Raw genomic sequence first — 502 nt, forward strand, 5'->3', positions numbered from 1 at the left:
CCCTTTTTTCATCATTTTTTTTTATCTCCTCTCCTCTCCCCACTCTTTTCTTCTTTTCTTTTTCTTCTTGCTCTCCTTCTTTCTTTCTTTTTTATGCTTTCTTTTCTTTTTTTTTTTTCCTTTCTCTTTTTTCTCTTTCTTCTCTCTCTCTTTCTTTTTTTCTTTCCTTCTTTTTTTCTCTTCCCTTCTTTTTCTTATCCTTCTTTCTTCCACCTTTTTCTTCTTTTTCCTTTTTCTTCTTTTCTTTCTCTTCCTTCTCTTTTTTCTCCCTTTCTTCCTTCTCTCTTTTTTTTTTTATCTCATTTTTTTTACTTTTTTTTTTTTCTTTTTCTCCTTTTTTCCTCCTCTTCCTTCTTTCTTTTTTTCTTCTTCCTTCCTTTTTTTCTCCCCCTTTCTTTTTCTTTTTCTTTCCTTTTTCCCTTTCTTTCCTTTCTCCTCTCTTTCCCTTTCTCTCTCCCTTTTTCTTTATCTTTTCCTTTCCCCTTCCTTTTCCTCTCTTTTC

General features: G+C 31.5%; 1 protein-coding gene. It reads right to left on the reverse strand.

The window, feature by feature from the left end:
* Positions 1-91 precede the first annotated feature (91 nt).
* Positions 92-502, reverse strand: a 411-nt coding sequence (locus DNK85_RS12660) for a hypothetical protein (protein ID WP_208123178.1), incomplete at its 5' end; no start/stop codon positions are given.

It is taken from the genome of Cysteiniphilum halobium, from assembly GCF_003574425.1.
Classification (GTDB): Bacteria; Pseudomonadota; Gammaproteobacteria; order Francisellales; family Francisellaceae; genus Caedibacter; species Caedibacter halobius.